The sequence below is a fragment of the Pseudomonas congelans genome (assembly GCF_900103225.1).
Lineage (GTDB): Bacteria > Pseudomonadota > Gammaproteobacteria > Pseudomonadales > Pseudomonadaceae > Aquipseudomonas > Aquipseudomonas congelans.
The window spans coordinates 177,975-197,819 of record NZ_FNJH01000003.1 but is presented as its reverse complement, the minus strand read 5'-3'; the positions used below and the strand labels follow the sequence as shown (position 1 = coordinate 197,819).

Sequence of the window (19,845 nt, the reverse complement as noted above, 5' to 3'; positions counted from 1 at the left end):
CTCGACGCTCTGCGTCGTCAAGAGGACGCGGAGCGTCCGGAAAGGCATGACGACGCGGAGCATCGGCAAGATAGTTACTGTGCCCTTCCCTCCAACCCATTCCCCCGGCAAAATGCCGCCCATGACTCGACTATCCCACCTTCCCGTCTGCTGCCCGGAACTGATCCGGCATTGGCCGTTGCCGCAAGCCTTGCCGGGGGCGGTGCTGGTGAGTGGGCGTTTTGATCCGCTCAAGCTGGTCGACGGCGACTTTCAGCGTTGTGAGCTACAGATGCCCGCGAGCATTCAGCGCTCGGTCGCCAAGCGTCAGACTGAATTCCTTGCCGGTCGTCTCTGCGCTCGCGAAGCCATGCGTCAGCTGGATGGCCGTTTGCACGTTCCTGCAGTGGGTGAAGACCGCGCGCCGGTCTGGCCCGCGGATGTTTGTGGTTCGATCACTCACAGCACCGGCTGGGCCGCCGCCGTGGTTGCGCATAAGCAGCAGTGGCGCGGGCTGGGGCTGGACACGGAAAACCTGCTTAGCCACGACCGCGCCTCGCGGCTGGCCGGGGAAATTCTGACGGCCGCCGAGCTGGCAGAGATGGCGGCGGGTCCGGAAGATCAGATCGCACTGCGCGTGACCCTGACCTTTTCTATCAAGGAAGCGCTGTTCAAGGCGCTCTACCCCATCGTGCACAAGCGCTTCTACTTCGAAGACGCGCAACTGCTGGAATGGTCCGCCGACGGCCACGCCCGACTCAAGCTGCTGATCGATCTGTCCAGCGAGTGGCACGCGGGTAAGGAGCTGGACGGTCAGTTCAGTGTGCAGGACGATCACCTGTTGAGCCTGGTCGCCGTCGAAGGTTGATCAGTCGGGCAGCGGACAATGCTCGCAACGCCCAACCCACTCGACCCGATGACTCAGGCAGCACACACGCCGTTGCCTGCGTGGTTCACCACCTTGCGCCTGCGGCACATAACGCACGGCCTGAAACAGAGGATTGGCCGGCCCGTCCGGCCTTTTCCTCTCGCTTAACAACGCCAGCCCCGCAGCCAGCGACACGTCACTGCAGGTGGCCAGCTGCGCAAGGCAGCCTTCCAGGTAATCCCCGGCGCTGCTCCATAACACCGCGGCAGGCAGTCCACCATAAGCGCTCAGCGAGGTAATAAAGGGCTGCAGATTGTCATCGAGCAACCCGGCAAAGCGCTGAAACGGATCAACCGGGATACCCCGCCAGACGCGTCCCTCCCCCGTCAGCCTGATACCGCTCGGCACGCCGCGCTCATCCAGCGCCAGCGCCACCTGCTCCAGCTGCAACGGCCAATGCCAGTCATGCACCAGGCTGGCCACCAGCACCGGCGGAATCAGTTGCATGAAGTAAAACTTGGCCCACTGCGACACCAGCACCGGCAATTGACCGGACATCAGTTGCGGCCCGTAGACACTCAGCAGCAGTTGATCAAGACGCTCGGGGCGCAGCAGATCAGGCAACATCACCACCGGGCGCGCATCATCCGCCGTCAGCAACGTCTGCCCGAACCGCGCAAATGGCCCGGCAAACAACCGCAAGCTCAACGCGGCACCTGCGTGCGCGGCCAGGCCAGGCTGAAGCATGCCCCGCCCAGGCTGACGCTATGCCCGATCAGCGCGCGGCCTTCGTGCCAATGGATGATCCGCCGCACGATCGACAGGCCCAGCCCATGCCCGCCCGAGGCTCGGGTGCGGCTGTCATCGATGCGCATGAACGGCGTGAAAATCTGTTCCCAGGCCTGCTCCGGCACGCCAGGACCATCGTCGTCCACGTCGATGCGGCATTGCTGCGCCTCCAGCCGATAGCTGATACGCACCTCGTTCTCGGCATGGCGCAGCGCGTTGCTCACCAGGTTCTGCACGGCGCGGTGCAGATAGCGCGGCTCGCCCTCGACCCAGGCAGCCTCGCCGTCTTCGGCCCTCCGGCATTCGCCCCTCGAAACCCGTACATCGGCACGCAATGGCGCCAGTTCGGCGATTACCTGATCGATCAGCGCATCGAGATCCACACGCTGGAAATTCAGGGTCGGCGCGCCTTGCTCAAGACGCGCGTAGGTGAGCATCTCATCGACCAGCTTGTCGAGGTCCTGAATATCACTGTCCATGCCACGCATGTATTTGCGCCGCGCCTCGGGAGTCGCGGCGTCGCTGACCATCTCCAGACCGAAACGCAGACGCGCCACCGGCGTGCGCAATTCGTGAGACACGGCACGCACCAGTTCGCGCTGGATCATCAATGAGCGCTGCAAGTGCTCAGCCATGCTGTTGAACGCCGCTGCCACACGCCCAACCGAGTCGGAGCCCTCGGTCGGCACGCGGGTTTGCAGGCTGCCCCGGGCAATCTGCGTTGCCGCCGCTTCCAGTTCCAGCACGCGGCGCTCCAGACGCCGCACCAGCAAGTACACCACCAGACCGATCAGGCACAGGCCCATCAAGGCGATCAGCAGCAGCCAATGCAACGGATAAGGGTTCATCTGGTACAGCGGGCCGATTTCCAGCACCCAGTTGGTGTCGACGATACCGGCCAGCACGCGGATCGAATCGCCGCCCTTGCCCAGCGCCATGACCGTATCGCCCTCATAGACGCGGCGGCGCTGGTCATCGTCCAGATCCGCCTGATCCAGCGCCAGCAGGTGCAGATCGAAACCGAACCCTTTGTCGCTACGCAGGGCCTGCAGCCGCGCCGGTTGCTCGTCGACCGGAAAGCGCACCAGCTCATCGATCAGCAGGTAAATAGTGGCTCGCGCCAATTGTTCGGTGATCTGCTGCACTTCGCCGGTCAGCAGCAGCGGCTCCTTGTCGCTCAACTGACGGTAAACCCTGGCAGCGTGCGGCCCGATCTGTTCGACCACCACCTTGCCGCGCGCCAGTTGCCCCAGCGCGCTGCTGTCGAGGTGGGCCTGTTCAAGGCTTTGCAGGCTCAGGGGAATGCCCAGCAGGCGCTCCCAGATCGCCAGGGCGCGACGCCGTTCGATGCCATCGAGCGGCACCAGATTGTCGGCCATGATCGTAAAGGTGCCATGAGCCAGGCGCTCGCGGTACTGCTCGCCGCGCGACTGATTGAGCACATGCAGGGCCAACACGCCGAGCAGCGCGACCAGCACCAACACGCCCAGTACGCCACCGTAGATGCGCAGAAAGATCGAATTCATCAGGTCAGCCGCTGAACACGTGGCCGCTCATGTCCTGCGCCGCTTCGGGCACAAACAGATAGCCCTTGCTGCGCACGGTCTTGATCAGACGCGGATGAATGGGATCGTCGCCGATTTTCGGGCGAATACGCGAGATGCGCACATCGATGGAGCGATCCTGCCCGTCATACCCCACGCCGCGCAGCGCGGTGAAGATCTCTTCGCGGGACAGCGTGCGCCCGGCATTGGCCACCAGCAGCCACAGCAGGTCGAACTCGGCACCGGTCAGCTCAATGCTCTGCTCGCGCAGCCAGGCCTCACGCAATGCGTTGTCCACCACCAACGGGCCGAACACCAGACGGCGCAGTTCGGCGGCCGGCACCTGCGGCGCTTCACTGCGGCGCAGCAAGGCTTTGATACGTGCCAACAGCACGCGCGGATGCACCGGTTTGCAGACAAAATCGTCGGCGCCGGTGTCGAGCCCTTCTATATGGTCGGTGTCATCGGTGCGCGCGGTGAGCATCAGAATCGGCCCGTCGTAGCGGTCACGCACGCGGCGGCAGATGCTGAAACCGTCTTCGCCGGGCAGCATCAGGTCGAGAATCACCAGATCCGGCTGCTCGGCGATGATCCGCGCCGCCGCCAGCGCGCCGTCGCCTTCGATGCTCACGCGCAGGCCGTGGTTCTGCAGGTAATCGCTGGTCAGTTCGGCCAGTCGCTGGTCATCCTCGACGATCAGCACATGCCAGGTGTGTGGCTCCACAGCAATCTTCCTTGTCGTTATCGACCGCTTTTTGTTTTTGAAACGCAGGGGTTGCGGCACCACGTCGCAGGCGAGTGTAGCAACCCTCGCGCGGATCACACGCACTGCATGCGGCGTAGCACATGACATGCCAGATCGGCCTTGCAGCTATGTTTTTTTGTGATAGGGTTCGCGCCCTCAAAAATCAGCAGTGCATCGCCAGTGCCTACAGAAATCGGTGACAAACGGTCACGATCCAGTAGTTATGCGGCCTACACGCATGGTGTGCGATTCATACACAAACTACACACACTTTATCCACAAGCGGTGCGTTGCAATTCATGTCCAAAACGCATTATCTTGTAGCCCGACGACGAGACACACCCTACATGTGGGGTTTTGAACAAAAACGCCAGCACAACTCAAATGGGAATTTCAAGCATTTTTGTTGCGTCTGAGGGGTTGAACTTCAAGCCAGTTTAGGCACCAAGACGCTCGCGCGTGAACCAGAGCTGTCCCGTATACGTTTTGCAACATCGAAACCGCACTCTTGATCAGATTTTCGAAGGATCGGGCATAGCCCGGTCCTTTTTGGCTTCAAAACCTGGAAGCGGTGACAGACCCCGCTTTCACCTTCGTTTTGGAGCCTTCCAGTCGCCTTTTGCGACTGACTGCTCTAAACGAAATGGTGGGCAGCAATGCCCGAACAAACTTAAAGAACGTGGAGTCACACATGCAAACAGACACAACTCGCGAGAACTCGCCGACCGGCGCGCCGCAGGCAAGCCAGACCCAGCAGGATCTGTCTGCCACTGCCCCCGGTCAACTGCGCGTGATCAAGCGTAACGGTACTGTCGTTCCCTACACGGACGACAAGATCACCGTTGCCATCACCAAGGCGTTTCTTGCAGTTGAAGGCGGCAATGCTGCTGCCTCGTCGCGCATCCATGACACCGTTGCCCGCCTGACCGAACAGGTCAGCGCCACGTTCAAGCGTCGCATGCCTTCGGGCGGCACCATCCACATCGAAGAAATCCAGGATCAGGTCGAACTGGCGCTTATGCGTGCCGGCGAGCAGAAAGTGGCTCGCGACTACGTCATCTACCGTGACTCGCGCGCCAAGGAGCGTGCCGTTCGCGCCCCCGAAGAGCAGGTCCAGGCCCACCCTTCGATCCGCATCACCCGCGCAGACGGCAGCTTCGCGCCGCTGGACATGGGTCGTCTGAACACCATCGTCACCGAAGCGTGCGAAGGCCTGGCTGAAGTCGACGCCGACCTGATCCAGACCGAAACCCTGAAAAACCTGTACGACGGCGTGGCGCTGAAAGACGTCAACACCGCGCTGGTGATGACCGCCCGCACCCTGGTCGAGCGCGAGCCGAACTACTCGTTCGTCACCGCCCGCCTGCTGATGGACACCCTGCGCGCCGAAGGCCTGGGTTTCCTCGGTGTCGCCGACAGCGCCACCCACCACGAAATGGCCGACCTGTACGCCAAGGCGCTGCCTGCCTACGTCACCGCCGGTATCAAGTTCGAACTGCTCAACCCTGTGCTGGCCGAATTCGACCTCGAAAAACTCGGCAAGGCGATCAACCACGAGCGCGATCAGCAGTTCACCTACCTGGGCCTGCAAACCCTGTACGACCGTTACTTCATCCACAAGGATGGCGTGCGTTTCGAACTGCCGCAGATCTTCTTCATGCGTGTGGCCATGGGCCTGGCAATCGAAGAGAAAGCCCGTGAAGACCGCGCCATCGAGTTCTACAACCTGCTGTCGTCGTTCGACTACATGTCGTCGACCCCGACACTGTTCAACGCCGGTACCCTGCGTCCACAGCTGTCCAGCTGCTACCTGACCACCGTGCCGGATGACCTGTCGGGCATCTACCACGCGATCCACGACAACGCCATGCTGTCCAAATTCGCAGGCGGCCTGGGCAACGACTGGACACCGGTTCGTGCGCTGGGCTCGTACATCAAGGGCACCAACGGCAAGTCGCAAGGCGTCGTACCCTTCCTGAAAGTGGTCAACGACACCGCCGTTGCGGTCAACCAGGGCGGCAAGCGCAAGGGCGCTGTCTGTGCCTACCTGGAAACCTGGCACATGGACATCGAAGAGTTCATCGAGCTGCGCAAGAACACCGGTGATGACCGTCGTCGTACCCACGACATGAACACTGCCAACTGGATCCCTGACCTGTTCATGAAGCGCGTCTTCGACGACGGCCCGTGGACCCTGTTCTCGCCATCCGAAGTACCGGACCTGCACGACCTGACCGGCAAGGCCTTCCAGGAGCGTTACGAGTACTACGAAGCGCTGACCGAATACCCAGGCAAGATCAAACTGTTCAAGACCATCCAGGCCAAGGATCTGTGGCGCAAGATGCTCTCGATGCTGTTCGAAACCGGCCACCCTTGGCTGACCTTCAAGGACCCGTGCAACCTGCGCAGCCCGCAGCAGCACGTGGGCGTGGTTCACAGCTCGAACCTGTGCACCGAGATCACCCTGAACACCAACAAGGACGAGATCGCGGTCTGCAACCTGGGCTCGATCAACCTGCCGAACCACATCGTCGACGGCAAGCTGGACACCGACAAGCTCAAGCGCACTGTCGATGTAGCCGTGCGCATGCTCGATAACGTGATCGACATCAACTACTACTCGGTACCGCAGGCCAAGAACTCCAACCTGCGCCACCGTCCGGTCGGCCTGGGCATCATGGGCTTCCAGGACGCGCTGTACCTGCAGCACATCCCCTACGGTTCCGATGCTGCCGTGCAGTTCGCCGACACCTCCATGGAAGCGGTCAGCTACTACGCGATCCAGGCGTCCTGCGACCTGGCCGACGAGCGCGGTGCCTACGAGACGTTCCAGGGTTCGCTGTGGTCCAAAGGCATCCTGCCGCTGGATTCGCAACAGATCCTGATCGAGCAGCGTGGCGAGAAGTACATCAGCGTCGACCTGAAGGAAACCCTGGACTGGGCGCCGGTTCGTGCCCGTGTGCAGAAAGGTATCCGTAACTCGAACATCATGGCCATCGCACCGACCGCCACCATCGCCAACATCACTGGCGTGTCGCAGTCGATCGAACCGACCTATCAGAACCTCTATGTGAAATCGAACCTGTCCGGCGAATTCACCGTGATCAACCCGTACCTGGTACGCGACCTCAAGGCCCGCGACCTGTGGGACTCGGTCATGATCAACGACCTGAAGTACTACGACGGTTCGGTACAGCAGATCGAGCGCATCCCGCAGGAGCTCAAGGAGCTTTACGCGACTGCCTTCGAAGTGGACACCAAGTGGATCGTCGACGCGGCAAGCCGTCGTCAGAAGTGGATCGACCAGGCTCAGTCGCTGAACCTGTACATCGCTGGCGCCTCGGGCAAGAAGCTGGACGTGACCTACCGCATGGCCTGGTACCGTGGTCTGAAAACCACCTACTACCTCCGTGCCCTGGCCGCGACCAGCACCGAGAAATCCACCGTCAACACCGGCAAGCTCAACGCAGTATCGAGCGGCGGCCACGGCCCGGACGACTCGGCGATCACCGCCCCGCGTCCAACCGAAGCAGCACCGGCCGGCCCGGCCCCAGTGCCAAAGGCTTGCGCAATCGACGAGCCGGATTGTGAGGCTTGCCAGTAACCGTTAACGCCTGACTTGCCCCACGTTGGTAATGCCAACGTGGGGGCAAACTGCCCCGCCCTCACCCGCCTTCAAACGGCTCCCCGCCGTTGCGCAACACGTCCACTCGTTCACGCAACCACTCACGCATCCGTAAACGTCTGCCCTCGGCTGTGCCCCTTGGCCAATGGCGGAGGCGTCTGCGATTCGCTGAAATCAGCCGTCCAGCACCAATTGCGAATCTCCGGCATGTCTTCGAAGTGTTCGCGTATCCAGGTGTGATGCTTGCGTAACTGACTTTCGAAAAAATGCACCGCATCCAGACTCTGCGCGCGTAAACGCGGTACGTGGCTCAATGCGTCGATGGCCAGCTGATAACGGCTAAGGCGATTGAGCACCACCATGTCGAATGGCGTCGTCGTGGTCCCACGATCACTGAAACCACGGACATGAAAGCGCGCCTCGTTGGCGCGGCCATGAACCATGGAATGGATCACCCAGGTCGAACCGTGAAAGGCGAACATCACCGGCGCGTCACGGGTAAACAAGGCCTCGAACGACACATGGTCCATGCCATGAGGCCGATCTTCAGGGGCGCTCAGAATGCCCAGATCGACGACATTGACCAGCCTCACGCGAATACCCGGAACGTGTTTTTGCAGCAACCAGGCTGCCGCCACTGCTTCGGTGGTCGGTACATCGCCCGCACAGCCCAGCACGACATCCGGCGTCTCACTGTCGTCACTGCCTGCGAAGTCCCAGATCGACGCCCCTTGCGAGCAATGTTTGAGCGCCGCGTCGAAGTCCAGCCATTGAAAGTCCGGTTGCTTGCCGCAGGTCACAACGTTTATGTAGTTGCGGCTGCGCAGACAATGGTCGAAAACGTTGACCAGGCAATTGGAATCCGGCGGGTAATACACCCTCACCACGTCGGCTCGGCGCTGCAAGACGTTGTCGACGAACCCGGTGGACTGATGGCTGAAACCATTGTGATCGTTACGCCAGGCATGGCTGCTGATCAGAATGTTGAGTGAGGCCAGCGGACGACGCCAGGCAAACTCGCGGCTCTGCTGCAACCATTTGGCGTGCTGAGTGACCATGGAGTCGACCACCTGAGCAAATGCTTCGTAGGTCGACCACATACCGTGTCGTCCGGTGAGCAGATAACCCTCCAGCCACCCTTCACACAGGTGTTCACTGAGCACCTCCATCACCCGACCATCGCTTGCCAGGTGATCGTCAATCTCCAGACACGGGCCTGGTGCAGTGCGGTTGCTGGCTTCGAACACGGCGTTGAGTCGGTTAGAGTTGGTCTCGTCAGGCCCGAAGACACGAAAGTTGTGCGGGTTATTGCGCATCACATCACGCAGGTATTCGCCCAGCCGACGTGGTGCTTCGGCGATGACCTGACCGGGGCCCGGCACTTCCAGTCCATAGTCGGCAAAGTTCGGCAGGTCCAGCGCCACCAGCACGCGTCCGCCGTTCACGTAAGGTACGGCGCCCATGCGCAATGCAGCCGGCGGGGTCAACGCCTGAAGCTCGGGCAGCAACCGGCCGTTCTGATCGAACAACGTCTCGGGCGAGTAACTGCGCAGCCAGCGCTCCAGTTGCTGGAGGTGCTCCGGGTTACCGATGACATTGGCCAACGGCACCTGATGAGCGCGAAAGGTGCCCTCCACCGGCACACCGTCCACGACTTTCGGTCCGGTCCAGCCCTTGGGACTGCGCAGGATAATCATCGGCCACCGCGCACGCGCAGCGCCCCCTTCCGCTCTGGAGCGCGCCTGCTGTTCGCGGATCGCGTCATGACAGATATTGAGCGCCGCTGCGAAGCGTTGATGCATGCCTGGCAGGTCATCCCCCGCGACGATAACGGGCTGATAACCCCGCCCTCGGTACAGCTCAATCAACTGCTCGTCCGGCAAACGTGCTTCGACCGTCGGCCCGGAAATCTTGTAGCCATTGAGGTGCAGGATCGGCAGCACGGCACCATCCCGACGGGGATCGAGAAAGTGCACACTTTTCCAGCTGCCTTCCAGCGGACAGGTTTCAGCTTCCCCGTCACCAATGACGCAGGCGACCAGCAGGTGGGGATTGTCGAAGACAGCGCCAAAGGCGTGCATCAGCGAATAGCCCAGCTCTCCGCCTTCATGCAGGGAGTTGGGTGTGTGCGGGCCGCAATGGCTGGGGATACCGCCGGGGGTGGAAAAGCTGCGAAAGAAAGCCAGCATGCCCTCTTCATCGGCCGGAATGTCGGGGTGAACCTCGCTGTACGTGCCTTCAAGCCAGGCGCAGGCGTTCATGGTCGGGCCGCCATGACCTGGACCGGAGATGAAAATCGTCTCGATGCGTCGGTCGCAAATCAGGCGATTGAGGTGCACATAGATAAAGTTCTGCCCAACCGACGTACCCCAATGCCCCAGCAGTCGTGGCTTGATGTGCTCGGCCAGCAACGGCTCGTGCAGCAGTGCATTGGCCTTCAGATAGATCTGGCCAACGCACAGGTAATTGGCGGCATTCCAGTAACGATGCAGGCGTGACAGCAGATCGGCGTCCAAGGGGCCTGCTTCGCTCCCCGGCCGTTCAGGCTGCGTGGCCGATTCAGCGTCCGACTGTTCGGCACTGGAAAGCGTTGAGTTGAAGTGATACATGGCGACTCCATAGGGTGCAATGCACAAGCCTTGCGACTCGCAGGTTTCAATGTGTGGAAGTGCGTGAACGGGTTCAGGTGCGGTCGTGCAGCAGCCCGAGCGCATGACGGGCGATGACGGCGTTCTCGTCGGTGGCAATCGTCCAGGCCGAAACAGCGCTGCCGGGAAGCGACAGCCGGGCCGCGGGTTGAGATGCGGGTTGAGTCGCTACAGACCTGTCGCGCTTGAGCCCCAGCCAGGCGCAACCGTCAAGAATCGCGTTGCGCACCTCGGCGGCGTGCTCACCGATGCCACCGGTAAAGACCAGTGCATCGACACCCCCAAGAATCGCGGCGAGGCTGCCTATCTCGCGCACTACACTGCGTACGAACAAAGCGATGGCCTCTCGGGCCTCGGGAGCCTGGCTGGCAGACAGCTCGCGCATGTCACTGGAGATGCCACCGGAGACGCCCAACAGCCCGCATTCGTGATACAGCAAATGCTCCAGCGCCTGCACACTCATGCCCTGCTCGCGCAGCAGGTACAGCAGCACGCCGGGGTCCAGGCGACCGGGGCGCGTCCCCATCAACAGACCGTCCAGGGTGCTGAAGCCCATGGTGGTGCCGCGACTGACCCGGTTGTGCATCGCACACAGACTCGCGCCATTGCCCAGGTGCGCAACGATCGTCCGCCCTTCGGCTGCACGCTGATCGTAATGCGGGAACACGCTGGCGATGTATTCATAAGACAAACCGTGAAAGCCATAGCGGCGAAGGCCCTGCGCGGTGAGCGACGCAGGCAAGCCAAAACGGGTTTCGAGCGCGTCCAGGCTGTGGTGAAACGCGTTATCGAAACAGGCAAATTGCACCAGGCCGCCATGCTCACGACTCAAATAGGTCATGGGTGCCAGACACAACGGCTGATGCAAGGGCGCAAGCGGAACAAGCGCCTGCATTTCAGCCATGAGCGCAGCATCGACCCGCGCGGCTACTTGCGTGCGGCTGCCCCCATGCACCACACGAGGAGCGGCGGCGCAAAGCTGCCCGTCTGTGTGGCGTTCGATCCAGCCCATAAGGTTGGCCAGCGTGCCGCTGTCTGGTGAGGCACCATTGCGCGGCCACTCCTCGTGCTTTTGTGCAGCGCTGCCAGTGTTCTGGAAGATCAGCCTTTCAGTGTCCTTGCGCACCTCGAAACTGCCGTTGCCCAAGCACTGAGGCTCGAACGCTGCCAGCGGAGCCGCGCTGTACAGAGAGAACTTGATACTGGAGGAACCCGTATTGAGCACCAGCAGCAAAGGCTGCGATCGATCCGTCATGGAGCACTCCGTCAATGGCTTGGGGATTCGCACCGGCGAAACCTTGCTCAATGCAAACAACCGGAGCCAGTCTGATCGTCGTAATCACGGCGGTATTGATCTGGATCAGAAAGCCACGACACACTGGGCGTAGAGATAGGAAGGACGAACTGTTTTCACTTGCGTATCGACCTTCCAAGGAGCGCCCCATGAGCGTGCTACCCCTTCAACCCTCTTCTGCCGAAGGCAACACCACACGAAAAAACTCTGCCGTCGATCACTGGGTCGTGCCCCTGAATGATGGCAGCCACGTGCTGATTCGCCCGCTGAAGGCCGAAGACAGAGAACGTGAGTTTGCATTCATCAAGAACCTGTCGCCGGAGTCGCGGCATTTTCGCTTTCTGGTCACGATGAAGGAGCCGGGGGAGCCATTGCTCGATCAACTGATGGACATCGACTACCAGCAACGCATGGCGTATATCGCCCTGCACATGGATGATGGCCTGTTGACGGAGATCGGCGTGGCCCGCTACGCCGCAGACGACAGCACGCAGTGCGAATCAGCGATAGCCGTTGCTGACGCCTGGCAGCGCAAGGGCCTCGGTAGACAACTGATGGGGCACTTGATCAACGCTGCGCGCCTCAATGGTTTTCAGCACATGACGTCCATGGACTCCGCCAGCAACTCACCCATGCGTCACTTGGCCAGAGCGTTGGGTTTCACGTCCGGCGGTGACCCGCTGGACGCCACTCAAGTGGTGTACCGGTTGAAGCTGAACTGATAACGGCAACCGCTACTTGCGTATCGAAGCAGAACTCAAAGCGCAGAAAGGCGCGGGTTCAACGCCAGCAGGCTGCCTGACAGATGATGAGCGACCTGCTCGGTGGTGCTGCCCAGCAACGTATCGACACGATTACGGTGCATCGTGCCCATGACAATCACATCGATGCCCTCGGCCAGAACAAACCTACTGATCACCTTCGCCGGGCTGCCCAGGATCACGTGTCTGCATTCATCGGGCACACCAAACCGGTCTGCCAACTGATCAAAGGCTTCTTGCTCGGTCTCATACAACGTGTGCTCCAGGCTCGTTGAAAGACCCAGATCACCTGCCGAAGCAAAGATGTAGGTCATGTCATGGGCGTAAAGCAGATGCAATTGAGCGTTGCACTGCGCGGCCAGCTTCTCGGCGCTCTTGATGATGACTTCGTTGACGTTACAGAACTGCTCCTCGGTCCGGTAAGGATCGACGGCTGCCAGTATCTTGCGCGGCAGCGCATGGGCCACTTTCGACACCAGATGTAACGGCACCGGGCAGTCATGCAGCAGCCGGATATCCAGCGAAGTGAACATGGCACGCGTTAGCCAGGACTCGTGCCCGAGGTCCTTGATCACCATCGAGGGCTTGATCTCATGCACATGCGCCATGATTTCGTCCAGTGGGCGCATGACCCAGACGACTTCTGTGGTCACTTCCACACCCGACTGGCGTATCAGTTGTGCCTGCTGCTCCAGCCATTGTCGGTGGCTGGTCAGATACCCATCGCGCATCTCGTTCAACGCCCTCTCGTTGAGCAGTCCAGCCGCGGCCAGACCCTCGACGTAATCGAAGGCGACAATATGCAATGCCGCACTTTTAGCCCGAGCCAGCGCCCCGGCGCGTTCGAACGCCGGGGTCCTGCTCATCAAGGGCGACGCAATCAACATTAAACGCTCTGGCTCAAACACGGAGCACCTCACTGACACGGGTGGCGATCACACGGCTGAAAAGGGATCGTGGGAGTACTGCCCGTTCATTCTCGATGGCCCATCACAAGGCTGTTTGACTTAAATCAAGAACGGCGAAAAGGTCACAAACCAATAAAAGCAGGACACAGGACCCCGCTCATCCACATTTGAAATGCCTGCTATCACTGCACCCTCGACGCGCCTATGCTGGTTTGAACAAGGAGCATCCTATGACCGCCCATCTGGCAGCCATCAACGGTTTGCGTCTCAAGGCAGAGTGCTCCAGTTGCGGTGTTCGAGAGCTGTGTCTTTCAGTCGGCATGAGCCATACAGACACGGATCGTTTGTCCGCAATCATTCCTCAGCCCGTCAAGGTGAAGAAAGGCGCGGCGCTTTATCACGCGGGTGATCCGTTGCGATCGCTGTACGCGGTGCGTTTCGGTTTTTTCAAAACCACGATCTCTTCGCAGGACGGGCGGGACCAACTGACCGGTTTTCAGATGTCGGGAGAGTTGCTGGGCTGCGACGCAATCAGCGATAACCGCCACGTGTGCGACGCCATCGCGCTGGAAGACAGCGAAGTGTGCCCTATTCGCTTCACCCATCTTGAACAGCTGTCGCGAGAACTGCCCTCACTGCAACACAACCTCAATCGCGTACTGAGCAAAGAGATCGTTCGCGACCATGAGATGTTGCTGCTGCTGGGCAACCTCAACGCAGAAGAACGCATGGCCGCGTTCCTGCTCAACCTGTCTGGCCGAATGACCAGCCGAGGCTATTCAGCGACAGCGTTTGTGTTACGCATGACCCGAGAAGACATCGGTTCCTACCTGGGGCTACGACTTGAAACCATCTGCCGCGCCATCGCCAATCTGCGCAGTCTGCACATCGTCAGTATTTCCGGACGCCAGGTAGAGATCCTCGACCTGCACCGCCTGCAGGCATTGATCCACGGGTGCAGCTACCGCGCAAAAAGCCTGTGAATCAGCCTGGGCGGGAAATCCTCCGATGATCGCCATCACACTGATCAATATTCTGATCATCACCACGGTGGTCATTGTTCATTACGAATGCCTGATGCGCCTGAACCAACTGATGCCCAGACTGCATCTCTGGCACCGGTTCAGGATGGTATTCGCCGTCTTGGGCGCGCTGGCCGCCCATGCCATTGAAGTCTGGATATTCGCACTGGGCTATTACCTGATGAACCGCTCCGACTCACTCGGTCGCCTGACGGGCAACTTCGACGGCAGTTTCATGGATTCTGTGTACTTCTCGTTCACCACGTTCACCACCATCGGTTTTGGCGACATCACGCCCACTGGCCCGCTCAAATACCTCACAGGACTCGAAGCCCTGACAGGGCTGGTGCTCATCACCTGGACGGCTTCCTTCTTGTTTATCGAGATGCAGAAGTACTGGGGCACACACGCCAACCGCATGGAGCGACGCCGATAAGCAGACGGGCCGTTGTGCTGCAACGCAGCTTTAACTGACAAAACTCAATGTTTGACCTGCAGAAGGGTATTCACTGCTGTGACTGCGGCACGAAAAAAATAGCCGCGCCGTCCATCATCAAGAGGATTGAGCATGAACGACCTGACGTTACGCCGAACGATTCTGGACGAGCTTGAATTTCTGCCTCACATCGATGCCGGCGCGATTGGCGTTGCGATAGATAACGGCGTGGTGGTCCTCAGCGGGCATGTGAAAAGCTTCGCTGAAAAAATCGCGGCCGAGCGCGCAGTCAAAAGCGTCAAAGGCGTAAGAGCTGTGGCTGAGGAACTCGAAGTGCGGGTGCCGAGTGATCTCTACATCGACGACAGCGTGATCGCAGCGCGCTGTCTGGACCTGATTCGCTGGAACGCGATATCGCCCGACCTGGCCATACAGGTCAAAGTGCAGCAGGGACGTGTAACGCTTGAAGGCGATGTGGAGTGGCAGTACCAGAAAGAAGCCGCACAAAAAGCCATCAACACCCTTGCTGGGGTCACTGGCCTCGACAACAGGCTGACCGTCAAACCGAAAGCCGCAACCCTGGACATCAAGACACTGATCGAGCAGGCCCTGGCACGAAGCTCGGAACTGGATGCCAGCACAATTCGCGTTACCGCCGAAGGCAATCAAGTGAAGCTCGAAGGCTACGTTCACCGCTGGCGTGAACGCAAAGCGGTCGAACATGCCGCCTGGGCAGTACCAGGTGTAAAGAACGTGGACAACCATCTGCTCATCAATTGACCGACTGTCTGCAGACCGGTTTAGCGAGCCGATAACCGCGGTGCGTTGGCCGGACCAGGCTGCAATGGACATTCCCCTCTTTCATCCGGAGCTACTCGCATGCCCTACACAGCAGACATCCTCAAACGCTTCAACGAAGACACTGACGATCTGGTCGACGGGTTCTGGGTCGAGAAGCTACGCGATGGCACCCCGATGCTGATTCGTCAGTTGGCGGATAAGGACCGTGACAGAGAGTTCTCCTTCCTGAATGACCTGGGAAAGGGCATGGCGCATTTTCGCTTTCTGGGGTCGTTCAGCAAATATGCAAAAGTGCACGATCAACTTATGGACGTCGATTTGCACAATCGCGTGGCCTACATCGCACTGGCCTTTGAAAACGATGAGCTGACCGAAATCGGCGTAGCGCGCTACGGTGCCTATGAAGGCGATGCTCATTGCGAGTTTGCCATTGCGGTTTCCGAAAGCTGGCAACGTCGCGGCGTGGCGACAGCGTCGATGAGGCACCTCATGGAAACGGCGACGAGTGAGGGTTTCAGCAAAATATCGTCGATGGACGCGTCCGGAAATCTGGCTATGGACGGGCTGGCCACGAGCATAGGCTTCACCCGTTTCAAGGATGAACAACACGGGCCCAGAGTTTTTCATGAGTATATTCTGGCGCTGTGAGCGAGCACGTCAGGCATGACCAACGCGCCGGTTATGAGCGATGCACAATTGCACCGCCCATAACCATTCGTCGCCTGTCATTCAGGCCGATCCCATGCCTGCGATCAGCCCTTGTCCTTCACAGCCCCCGATCTGCATGCAGCAGGGATGCATTGACGCACATCACATCCTGAAGGATGACCTCGAATCTCCTTGCCGGGCCGATTGCAGCAATTCTCGCATCACTATATGCTGCGCCCCAGATTCGAAAAAAACACTACATAAGGGATTTACGCCTCGACATCGAGCATTCACGAGCCGGTTCACCGGACGGCGAGACTATCGAAAAACAGGTGTAATTCCCGCATCAAAGTCAGTCACGCACGCACAAGAGCCGGAGAAAATCTGTATAATCCGCGCTCGCTCAAGGGTACTCAAATGACCATTTGCAAAAGCAAACCTGGCTTGTCTGAAAGCAACCTCGAGTTTTCGATCTGCTCGCCTGTGAGGCACAGCCTCGGCAGCACATTCAAAGAGCGACCGGCACACTCATAAGCCGGCCGATCGCGACAACAGACCCCGAGTAAAAAATTCCATTGCCAGCGCACGTTCAGCGCGACGCTGGCAGCCCATACTTTGAAAATCCAACAGGGGTGCCACAGGCAACCCCTCAGGCAGGAGACGTACACCATGCTGAGCTGGGACGAATTCGATAAGGAAGACGGCGAAGTAGTCGCCAAAGCGACCAACGCCGGTCATGCCAACGAAGCCAACATGGACCGCCTCGACAGCGCCGGTGGCCTGGCTGCACAGGAAGCCCGCGCAGTAACCGCCGCCGACTCCGCTGCACTGATCCGTGCCAAGAAAGCGCTGGACGCACTGGACGTTGCTGAAGGTCTGGCCGAACTCGAAGGCGCCGCCGCCCGCGTCGCCGTTGATGAAAAAATGATGATCAACTGCCGCGCCGACCTCAACCAGCTCGTACCTTTCAAGTACGACTGGGCCTGGCAGAAGTACCTGGACGGTTGCGCAAACCACTGGATGCCGCAAGAAGTCAACATGACCGCCGACATCGCCCTCTGGAAAAACCCGGAAGGCCTGACCGACGACGAGCGCCGCATCGTCATGCGCAACCTGGGCTTCTTCTCCACTGCCGACTCGTTGGTTGCCAACAACCTGGTACTGGCCGTGTACCGTTTGATCACCAACCCGGAGTGCCGCCAGTACATCCTGCGCCAGGCCTTCGAAGAGGCGATCCACACCCACGCCTACCAGTACTGCATCGAATCGCTGGCCATGGATGAAGGCGAGATCTTCAACATGTACCACGAGATCCCGTCGGTCGCTAAAAAAGCAGCCTGGGGCCTGAAGTACACCCGTTCGATCTCCGATCCGAAGTTCGAAACCGGCACCGTCGAAACCGACAAAGAGCTGCTGCGCAACCTGATCGCCTACTACTGCGTACTGGAAGGCATCTTCTTCTATTGCGGCTTCACCCAGATCCTCTCCATGGGCCGCCGCAACAAGATGACCGGCGTCGCCGAGCAGTTCCAGTACATCCTGCGCGACGAGTCCATGCACCTGAACTTCGGCATCGACGTGATCAACCAGATCAAAATCGAAAACCCGCACCTGTGGGATGCCGAGATGAAAGAAGAAGCCACGCAGATGATCCTGCAAGGCACCCAGCTGGAAATCGAATACGCCCGCGACACCATGCCTCGCGGCGTACTCGGCATGAACGCAGCGATGATGGAGGACTACCTGAAATTCATCGCTAACCGTCGTTTGAGCCAGATTGGCTTGAAGGAAGAGTATCCAGGGACGACCAACCCGTTCCCTTGGATGAGCGAGATCATGGACCTGAAGAAAGAGAAGAATTTCTTTGAGACGAGAGTGATTGAGTATCAGACTGGTGGGGCGTTGAGCTGGGATTGATGCATAACATAGTGGCAACTTCATAAAACCACCTAAGGCCTCGTAGAATACGGGGCCTTTCTTTAGGATTATATCCATGGAATTACACGCGTATACAAAGAATGTTAACGAAATTTTCTCACTTAATAAAAAATATGTGGTACCTCGCTTCCAAAGAGAATATTCGTGGACAAAGGAGGAAGTTGGAGAGTTTTGGGAAGACGTCACCGCCTGCATATCACCACTAAGAAAAGGCAGCAAATCTTTAAAAAATGAAGATTACTTTATAGGCTCATTAGTTTTAATAGGCGATGACGCATCATTCGAACACAGTATAGTTGATGGACAACAACGCTTAACTACGCTAACTATATTACTTCGCGCCTTGGCTGAAGCCTTTAACACAGCCGGTGAAGCTAGCATCGGACAAGCATTGTATAAAAACTATATAGAGGGCACAGACAATGACGGAGCTACATACTTTAAGCTAATAAACGAAACCCCCAAGCCTTTTTTCCAAAATGAAATACAATACATAAAGCCTGAAAACAATAGCACGCCATCTAGCGACGAAGAAAAACTTTTAAATGATACCTTCATCTTCTTCAAAACAAAGCTTGAAAAAAATCACTAACTACTACCTTCAAAGAAATAACATACATAGACTCCTTAAAAGCTGTAAGGGAGCAGACTCTTAATCATCTAAAATTTATTTATATAAACGTAAAAAAAGAGGATGACGCATATTCAATTTTTGAGACTCTAAATGCTCGCGGCATGAGTCTTTCTTCTGTGGACCTCATAAAAAATTGGATATTTAAAAACCTCAAAAGAACTCATCCCCATGACAACACAAAAAGCACCTGGAAAAAAATGGGAGAATCATTGAGAAGTCGGCAAATACCTGTCGATATAGAAACTTTTTTTCGGCACCACTGGAACTCAAAATATGGTTATTCCAGTGAGGATCGAATTTACAAAAGCTTCAAGCTTTTAGTTAAATCCAAAGAAATTGGTGATCCAAAAACTTTCTTAGAAGCTTTAACATCTGAAGCTAGCACGTACAACAAAATTTGCAATCCATTAGAAAGTGATTGGAAAGGACAAGCCGAAAAAAGCATATACTCAAGCTTGACAGCCATGAATCTTTTTAAAGTAACTCAAACTAGGCCATTTCTACTGGCGCTGTTGGAAAATCGAAAAAACATAAATACGACACATCTGATACAAATCTTAAGATCTTTGGAGCATTTTCACTTTATATTTACTGCAGTCTGCTCGAGCAGAGCATCAGGTCTCGATGGAAAATACGCTAAATCAGCTAAAGAAATACGCTTTTCCGGCTCAAAAAATGAAAGCAAAAAAATACTAAACGACCTTATAGAAAGTCTGATACAAAAACTCCCTAGTGAAACTGTCTTCATTGAAAGCTTTTCTAACCTATGGTTCTGCAAAGAATATGAGAAAGACAAAAAACTAATACAGTATCTTTTCTCGAAGGCAGAGGCATTCCACCAAGGAAACAATGAATTAAAGCTAGACGAGTTCTCGTTAGAACATATTCAGGACCAAAGTCTTGGAGGTGACGCCATGGGAAAAGTAGGCAATTTAGTCCCTCTAGCAGCCAAGATAAACAACAACATCCCCAAAGACAGTAACTTAATTAAAAAATTATCCTATTACAATAAATCAGCACTTAAAACCGTCTCAACGCTAACAAAACACATCTCAGAAAATAAAATCTCTGTATGGACAGACACGCAGATTGACAAAAGAACAAGTGCTCTAGGACATGAATTATACAATTCTATAATCACGATCGACAAAGTATAAACATCAAACTCAGCATCGATTATAATCGATAATCGACGCTGAGTTTAA

At 57.6% G+C, this 19,845-nt stretch carries 16 protein-coding genes; 10 read left to right on the top strand and 6 right to left on the bottom strand.

Translation table 11 applies throughout. The features are described 5' to 3' along the window. The first annotated feature begins 121 nt into the window (after nucleotides 1-121). Nucleotides 122-847, top strand: a complete 726-nt coding sequence (locus BLR20_RS12135) for a 4'-phosphopantetheinyl transferase family protein (protein ID WP_202907615.1) — start codon at nucleotides 122-124, stop codon at nucleotides 845-847. Here BLR20_RS12135 and fhuF read toward each other — a convergent pair whose 3' ends face one another. From fhuF to BLR20_RS12120, 3 genes are read right to left on the bottom strand one after another with little or no spacing between them, the layout of a single operon-like run. Next, on the bottom strand, nucleotides 848-1,594 hold the full coding sequence (gene fhuF, locus BLR20_RS12130; RefSeq protein ID WP_054993511.1) for a siderophore-iron reductase FhuF: 747 nt from the start codon (nucleotides 1,592-1,594) through the stop codon (nucleotides 848-850). Continuing rightward, nucleotides 1,552-3,162, bottom strand: coding sequence for an ATP-binding protein (locus BLR20_RS12125; protein ID WP_054993510.1), 1,611 nt, complete (start codon nucleotides 3,160-3,162; stop codon nucleotides 1,552-1,554). The genes fhuF and BLR20_RS12125 overlap by 43 nt, the downstream gene beginning before the upstream one ends. A gap of 4 nt (nucleotides 3,163-3,166) precedes the next feature. Then, nucleotides 3,167-3,910, bottom strand: a complete 744-nt coding sequence (locus tag BLR20_RS12120; RefSeq protein WP_025990769.1) for a response regulator — start codon at nucleotides 3,908-3,910, stop codon at nucleotides 3,167-3,169. 706 nt (nucleotides 3,911-4,616) lie between these two features. Here BLR20_RS12120 and BLR20_RS12115 point away from each other — a divergent pair. Next, nucleotides 4,617-7,529, top strand: a complete 2,913-nt coding sequence (locus BLR20_RS12115) for a ribonucleoside-diphosphate reductase subunit alpha (RefSeq protein ID WP_017279013.1) — start codon at nucleotides 4,617-4,619, stop codon at nucleotides 7,527-7,529. 122 nt (nucleotides 7,530-7,651) lie between these two features. On the opposite strand, the gene BLR20_RS12110 is transcribed toward BLR20_RS12115, so the two are convergent. Beyond that, on the bottom strand, nucleotides 7,652-10,159 hold the full coding sequence (locus BLR20_RS12110; RefSeq protein ID WP_054993509.1) for a phosphoketolase family protein: 2,508 nt from the start codon (nucleotides 10,157-10,159) through the stop codon (nucleotides 7,652-7,654). Nucleotides 10,160-10,232: 73 nt separating this feature from the next. Then, nucleotides 10,233-11,453, bottom strand: coding sequence for an acetate/propionate family kinase (locus BLR20_RS12105; RefSeq protein WP_054993508.1), 1,221 nt, complete (start codon nucleotides 11,451-11,453; stop codon nucleotides 10,233-10,235). A 194-nt stretch (nucleotides 11,454-11,647) separates the two neighbouring features. Between BLR20_RS12105 and BLR20_RS12095 the strand changes: the two genes are divergently transcribed. After that, entirely contained in the window at nucleotides 11,648-12,214 is a 567-nt protein-coding gene (locus tag BLR20_RS12095) for a GNAT family N-acetyltransferase (RefSeq protein WP_412778626.1), read from the top strand. 35 nt (nucleotides 12,215-12,249) lie between these two features. On the opposite strand, the gene BLR20_RS12090 is transcribed toward BLR20_RS12095, so the two are convergent. Next, complete coding sequence (locus tag BLR20_RS12090; protein ID WP_054993506.1) at nucleotides 12,250-13,140, bottom strand: universal stress protein; 891 nt, start codon at nucleotides 13,138-13,140, stop codon at nucleotides 12,250-12,252. A gap of 251 nt (nucleotides 13,141-13,391) precedes the next feature. Between BLR20_RS12090 and BLR20_RS12085 the strand changes: the two genes are divergently transcribed. The 7 genes from BLR20_RS12085 to BLR20_RS12050 all read left to right on the top strand — a co-directional run bounded on the left by BLR20_RS12085 (nucleotide 13,392) and on the right by BLR20_RS12050 (nucleotide 19,797). Continuing rightward, on the top strand, nucleotides 13,392-14,144 hold the full coding sequence (locus BLR20_RS12085) for a helix-turn-helix domain-containing protein (protein WP_054993505.1): 753 nt from the start codon (nucleotides 13,392-13,394) through the stop codon (nucleotides 14,142-14,144). Between the two features lie 25 nt (nucleotides 14,145-14,169). Next, the gene (locus tag BLR20_RS12080) at nucleotides 14,170-14,619 is read left to right on the top strand and encodes a potassium channel family protein (protein ID WP_054993504.1); all 450 of its coding nucleotides are present in this window, start codon (nucleotides 14,170-14,172) and stop codon (nucleotides 14,617-14,619) included. A 132-nt stretch (nucleotides 14,620-14,751) separates the two neighbouring features. Next, nucleotides 14,752-15,399, top strand: coding sequence for a BON domain-containing protein (locus tag BLR20_RS12075; RefSeq protein ID WP_054993503.1), 648 nt, complete (start codon nucleotides 14,752-14,754; stop codon nucleotides 15,397-15,399). Nucleotides 15,400-15,498: 99 nt separating this feature from the next. Beyond that, nucleotides 15,499-16,068: a GNAT family N-acetyltransferase gene (locus tag BLR20_RS12070; RefSeq protein WP_054993502.1), complete on the top strand. Its 570-nt coding sequence runs from the start codon at nucleotides 15,499-15,501 to the stop codon at nucleotides 16,066-16,068. A gap of 669 nt (nucleotides 16,069-16,737) precedes the next feature. Next, nucleotides 16,738-17,985 carry a ribonucleotide-diphosphate reductase subunit beta gene (locus tag BLR20_RS12060; RefSeq protein WP_054993501.1) on the top strand — a complete coding sequence of 416 codons (1,248 nt, stop codon included), beginning with the start codon at nucleotides 16,738-16,740 and terminating at the stop codon, nucleotides 17,983-17,985. A 76-nt stretch (nucleotides 17,986-18,061) separates the two neighbouring features. After that, nucleotides 18,062-18,598 carry a DUF262 domain-containing protein gene (locus BLR20_RS12055; protein ID WP_054993500.1) on the top strand — a complete coding sequence of 179 codons (537 nt, stop codon included), beginning with the start codon at nucleotides 18,062-18,064 and terminating at the stop codon, nucleotides 18,596-18,598. 17 nt (nucleotides 18,599-18,615) lie between these two features. After that, nucleotides 18,616-19,797, top strand: a complete 1,182-nt coding sequence (locus BLR20_RS12050) for a DUF262 domain-containing protein (RefSeq protein WP_082429602.1) — start codon at nucleotides 18,616-18,618, stop codon at nucleotides 19,795-19,797. The last annotated feature ends 48 nt before the right edge of the window (nucleotides 19,798-19,845 follow it).

Excerpts from the sequence above, each read along its gene's own strand:
- BLR20_RS12135 (WP_202907615.1), top strand. The coding sequence starts at position 122 with ATGACTCGACTATCCCACCTTCCCGTCTGCTGCCCGGAACTGATCCGG.
- fhuF (WP_054993511.1), bottom strand. The coding sequence starts at position 1,594 with ATGCTTCAGCCTGGCCTGGCCGCGCACGCAGGTGCCGCGTTGAGCTTG.
- BLR20_RS12125 (WP_054993510.1), bottom strand. The coding sequence starts at position 3,162 with ATGAATTCGATCTTTCTGCGCATCTACGGTGGCGTACTGGGCGTGTTG.
- BLR20_RS12115 (WP_017279013.1), top strand. The coding sequence starts at position 4,617 with ATGCAAACAGACACAACTCGCGAGAACTCGCCGACCGGCGCGCCGCAG.
- BLR20_RS12110 (WP_054993509.1), bottom strand. The coding sequence starts at position 10,159 with ATGTATCACTTCAACTCAACGCTTTCCAGTGCCGAACAGTCGGACGCT.
- BLR20_RS12105 (WP_054993508.1), bottom strand. The coding sequence starts at position 11,453 with ATGACGGATCGATCGCAGCCTTTGCTGCTGGTGCTCAATACGGGTTCC.
- BLR20_RS12090 (WP_054993506.1), bottom strand. The coding sequence starts at position 13,140 with ATGTTGATTGCGTCGCCCTTGATGAGCAGGACCCCGGCGTTCGAACGC.
- BLR20_RS12085 (WP_054993505.1), top strand. The coding sequence starts at position 13,392 with ATGACCGCCCATCTGGCAGCCATCAACGGTTTGCGTCTCAAGGCAGAG.
- BLR20_RS12080 (WP_054993504.1), top strand. The coding sequence starts at position 14,170 with ATGATCGCCATCACACTGATCAATATTCTGATCATCACCACGGTGGTC.
- BLR20_RS12075 (WP_054993503.1), top strand. The coding sequence starts at position 14,752 with ATGAACGACCTGACGTTACGCCGAACGATTCTGGACGAGCTTGAATTT.
- BLR20_RS12070 (WP_054993502.1), top strand. The coding sequence starts at position 15,499 with ATGCCCTACACAGCAGACATCCTCAAACGCTTCAACGAAGACACTGAC.
- BLR20_RS12060 (WP_054993501.1), top strand. The coding sequence starts at position 16,738 with ATGCTGAGCTGGGACGAATTCGATAAGGAAGACGGCGAAGTAGTCGCC.
- BLR20_RS12055 (WP_054993500.1), top strand. The coding sequence starts at position 18,062 with ATGGAATTACACGCGTATACAAAGAATGTTAACGAAATTTTCTCACTT.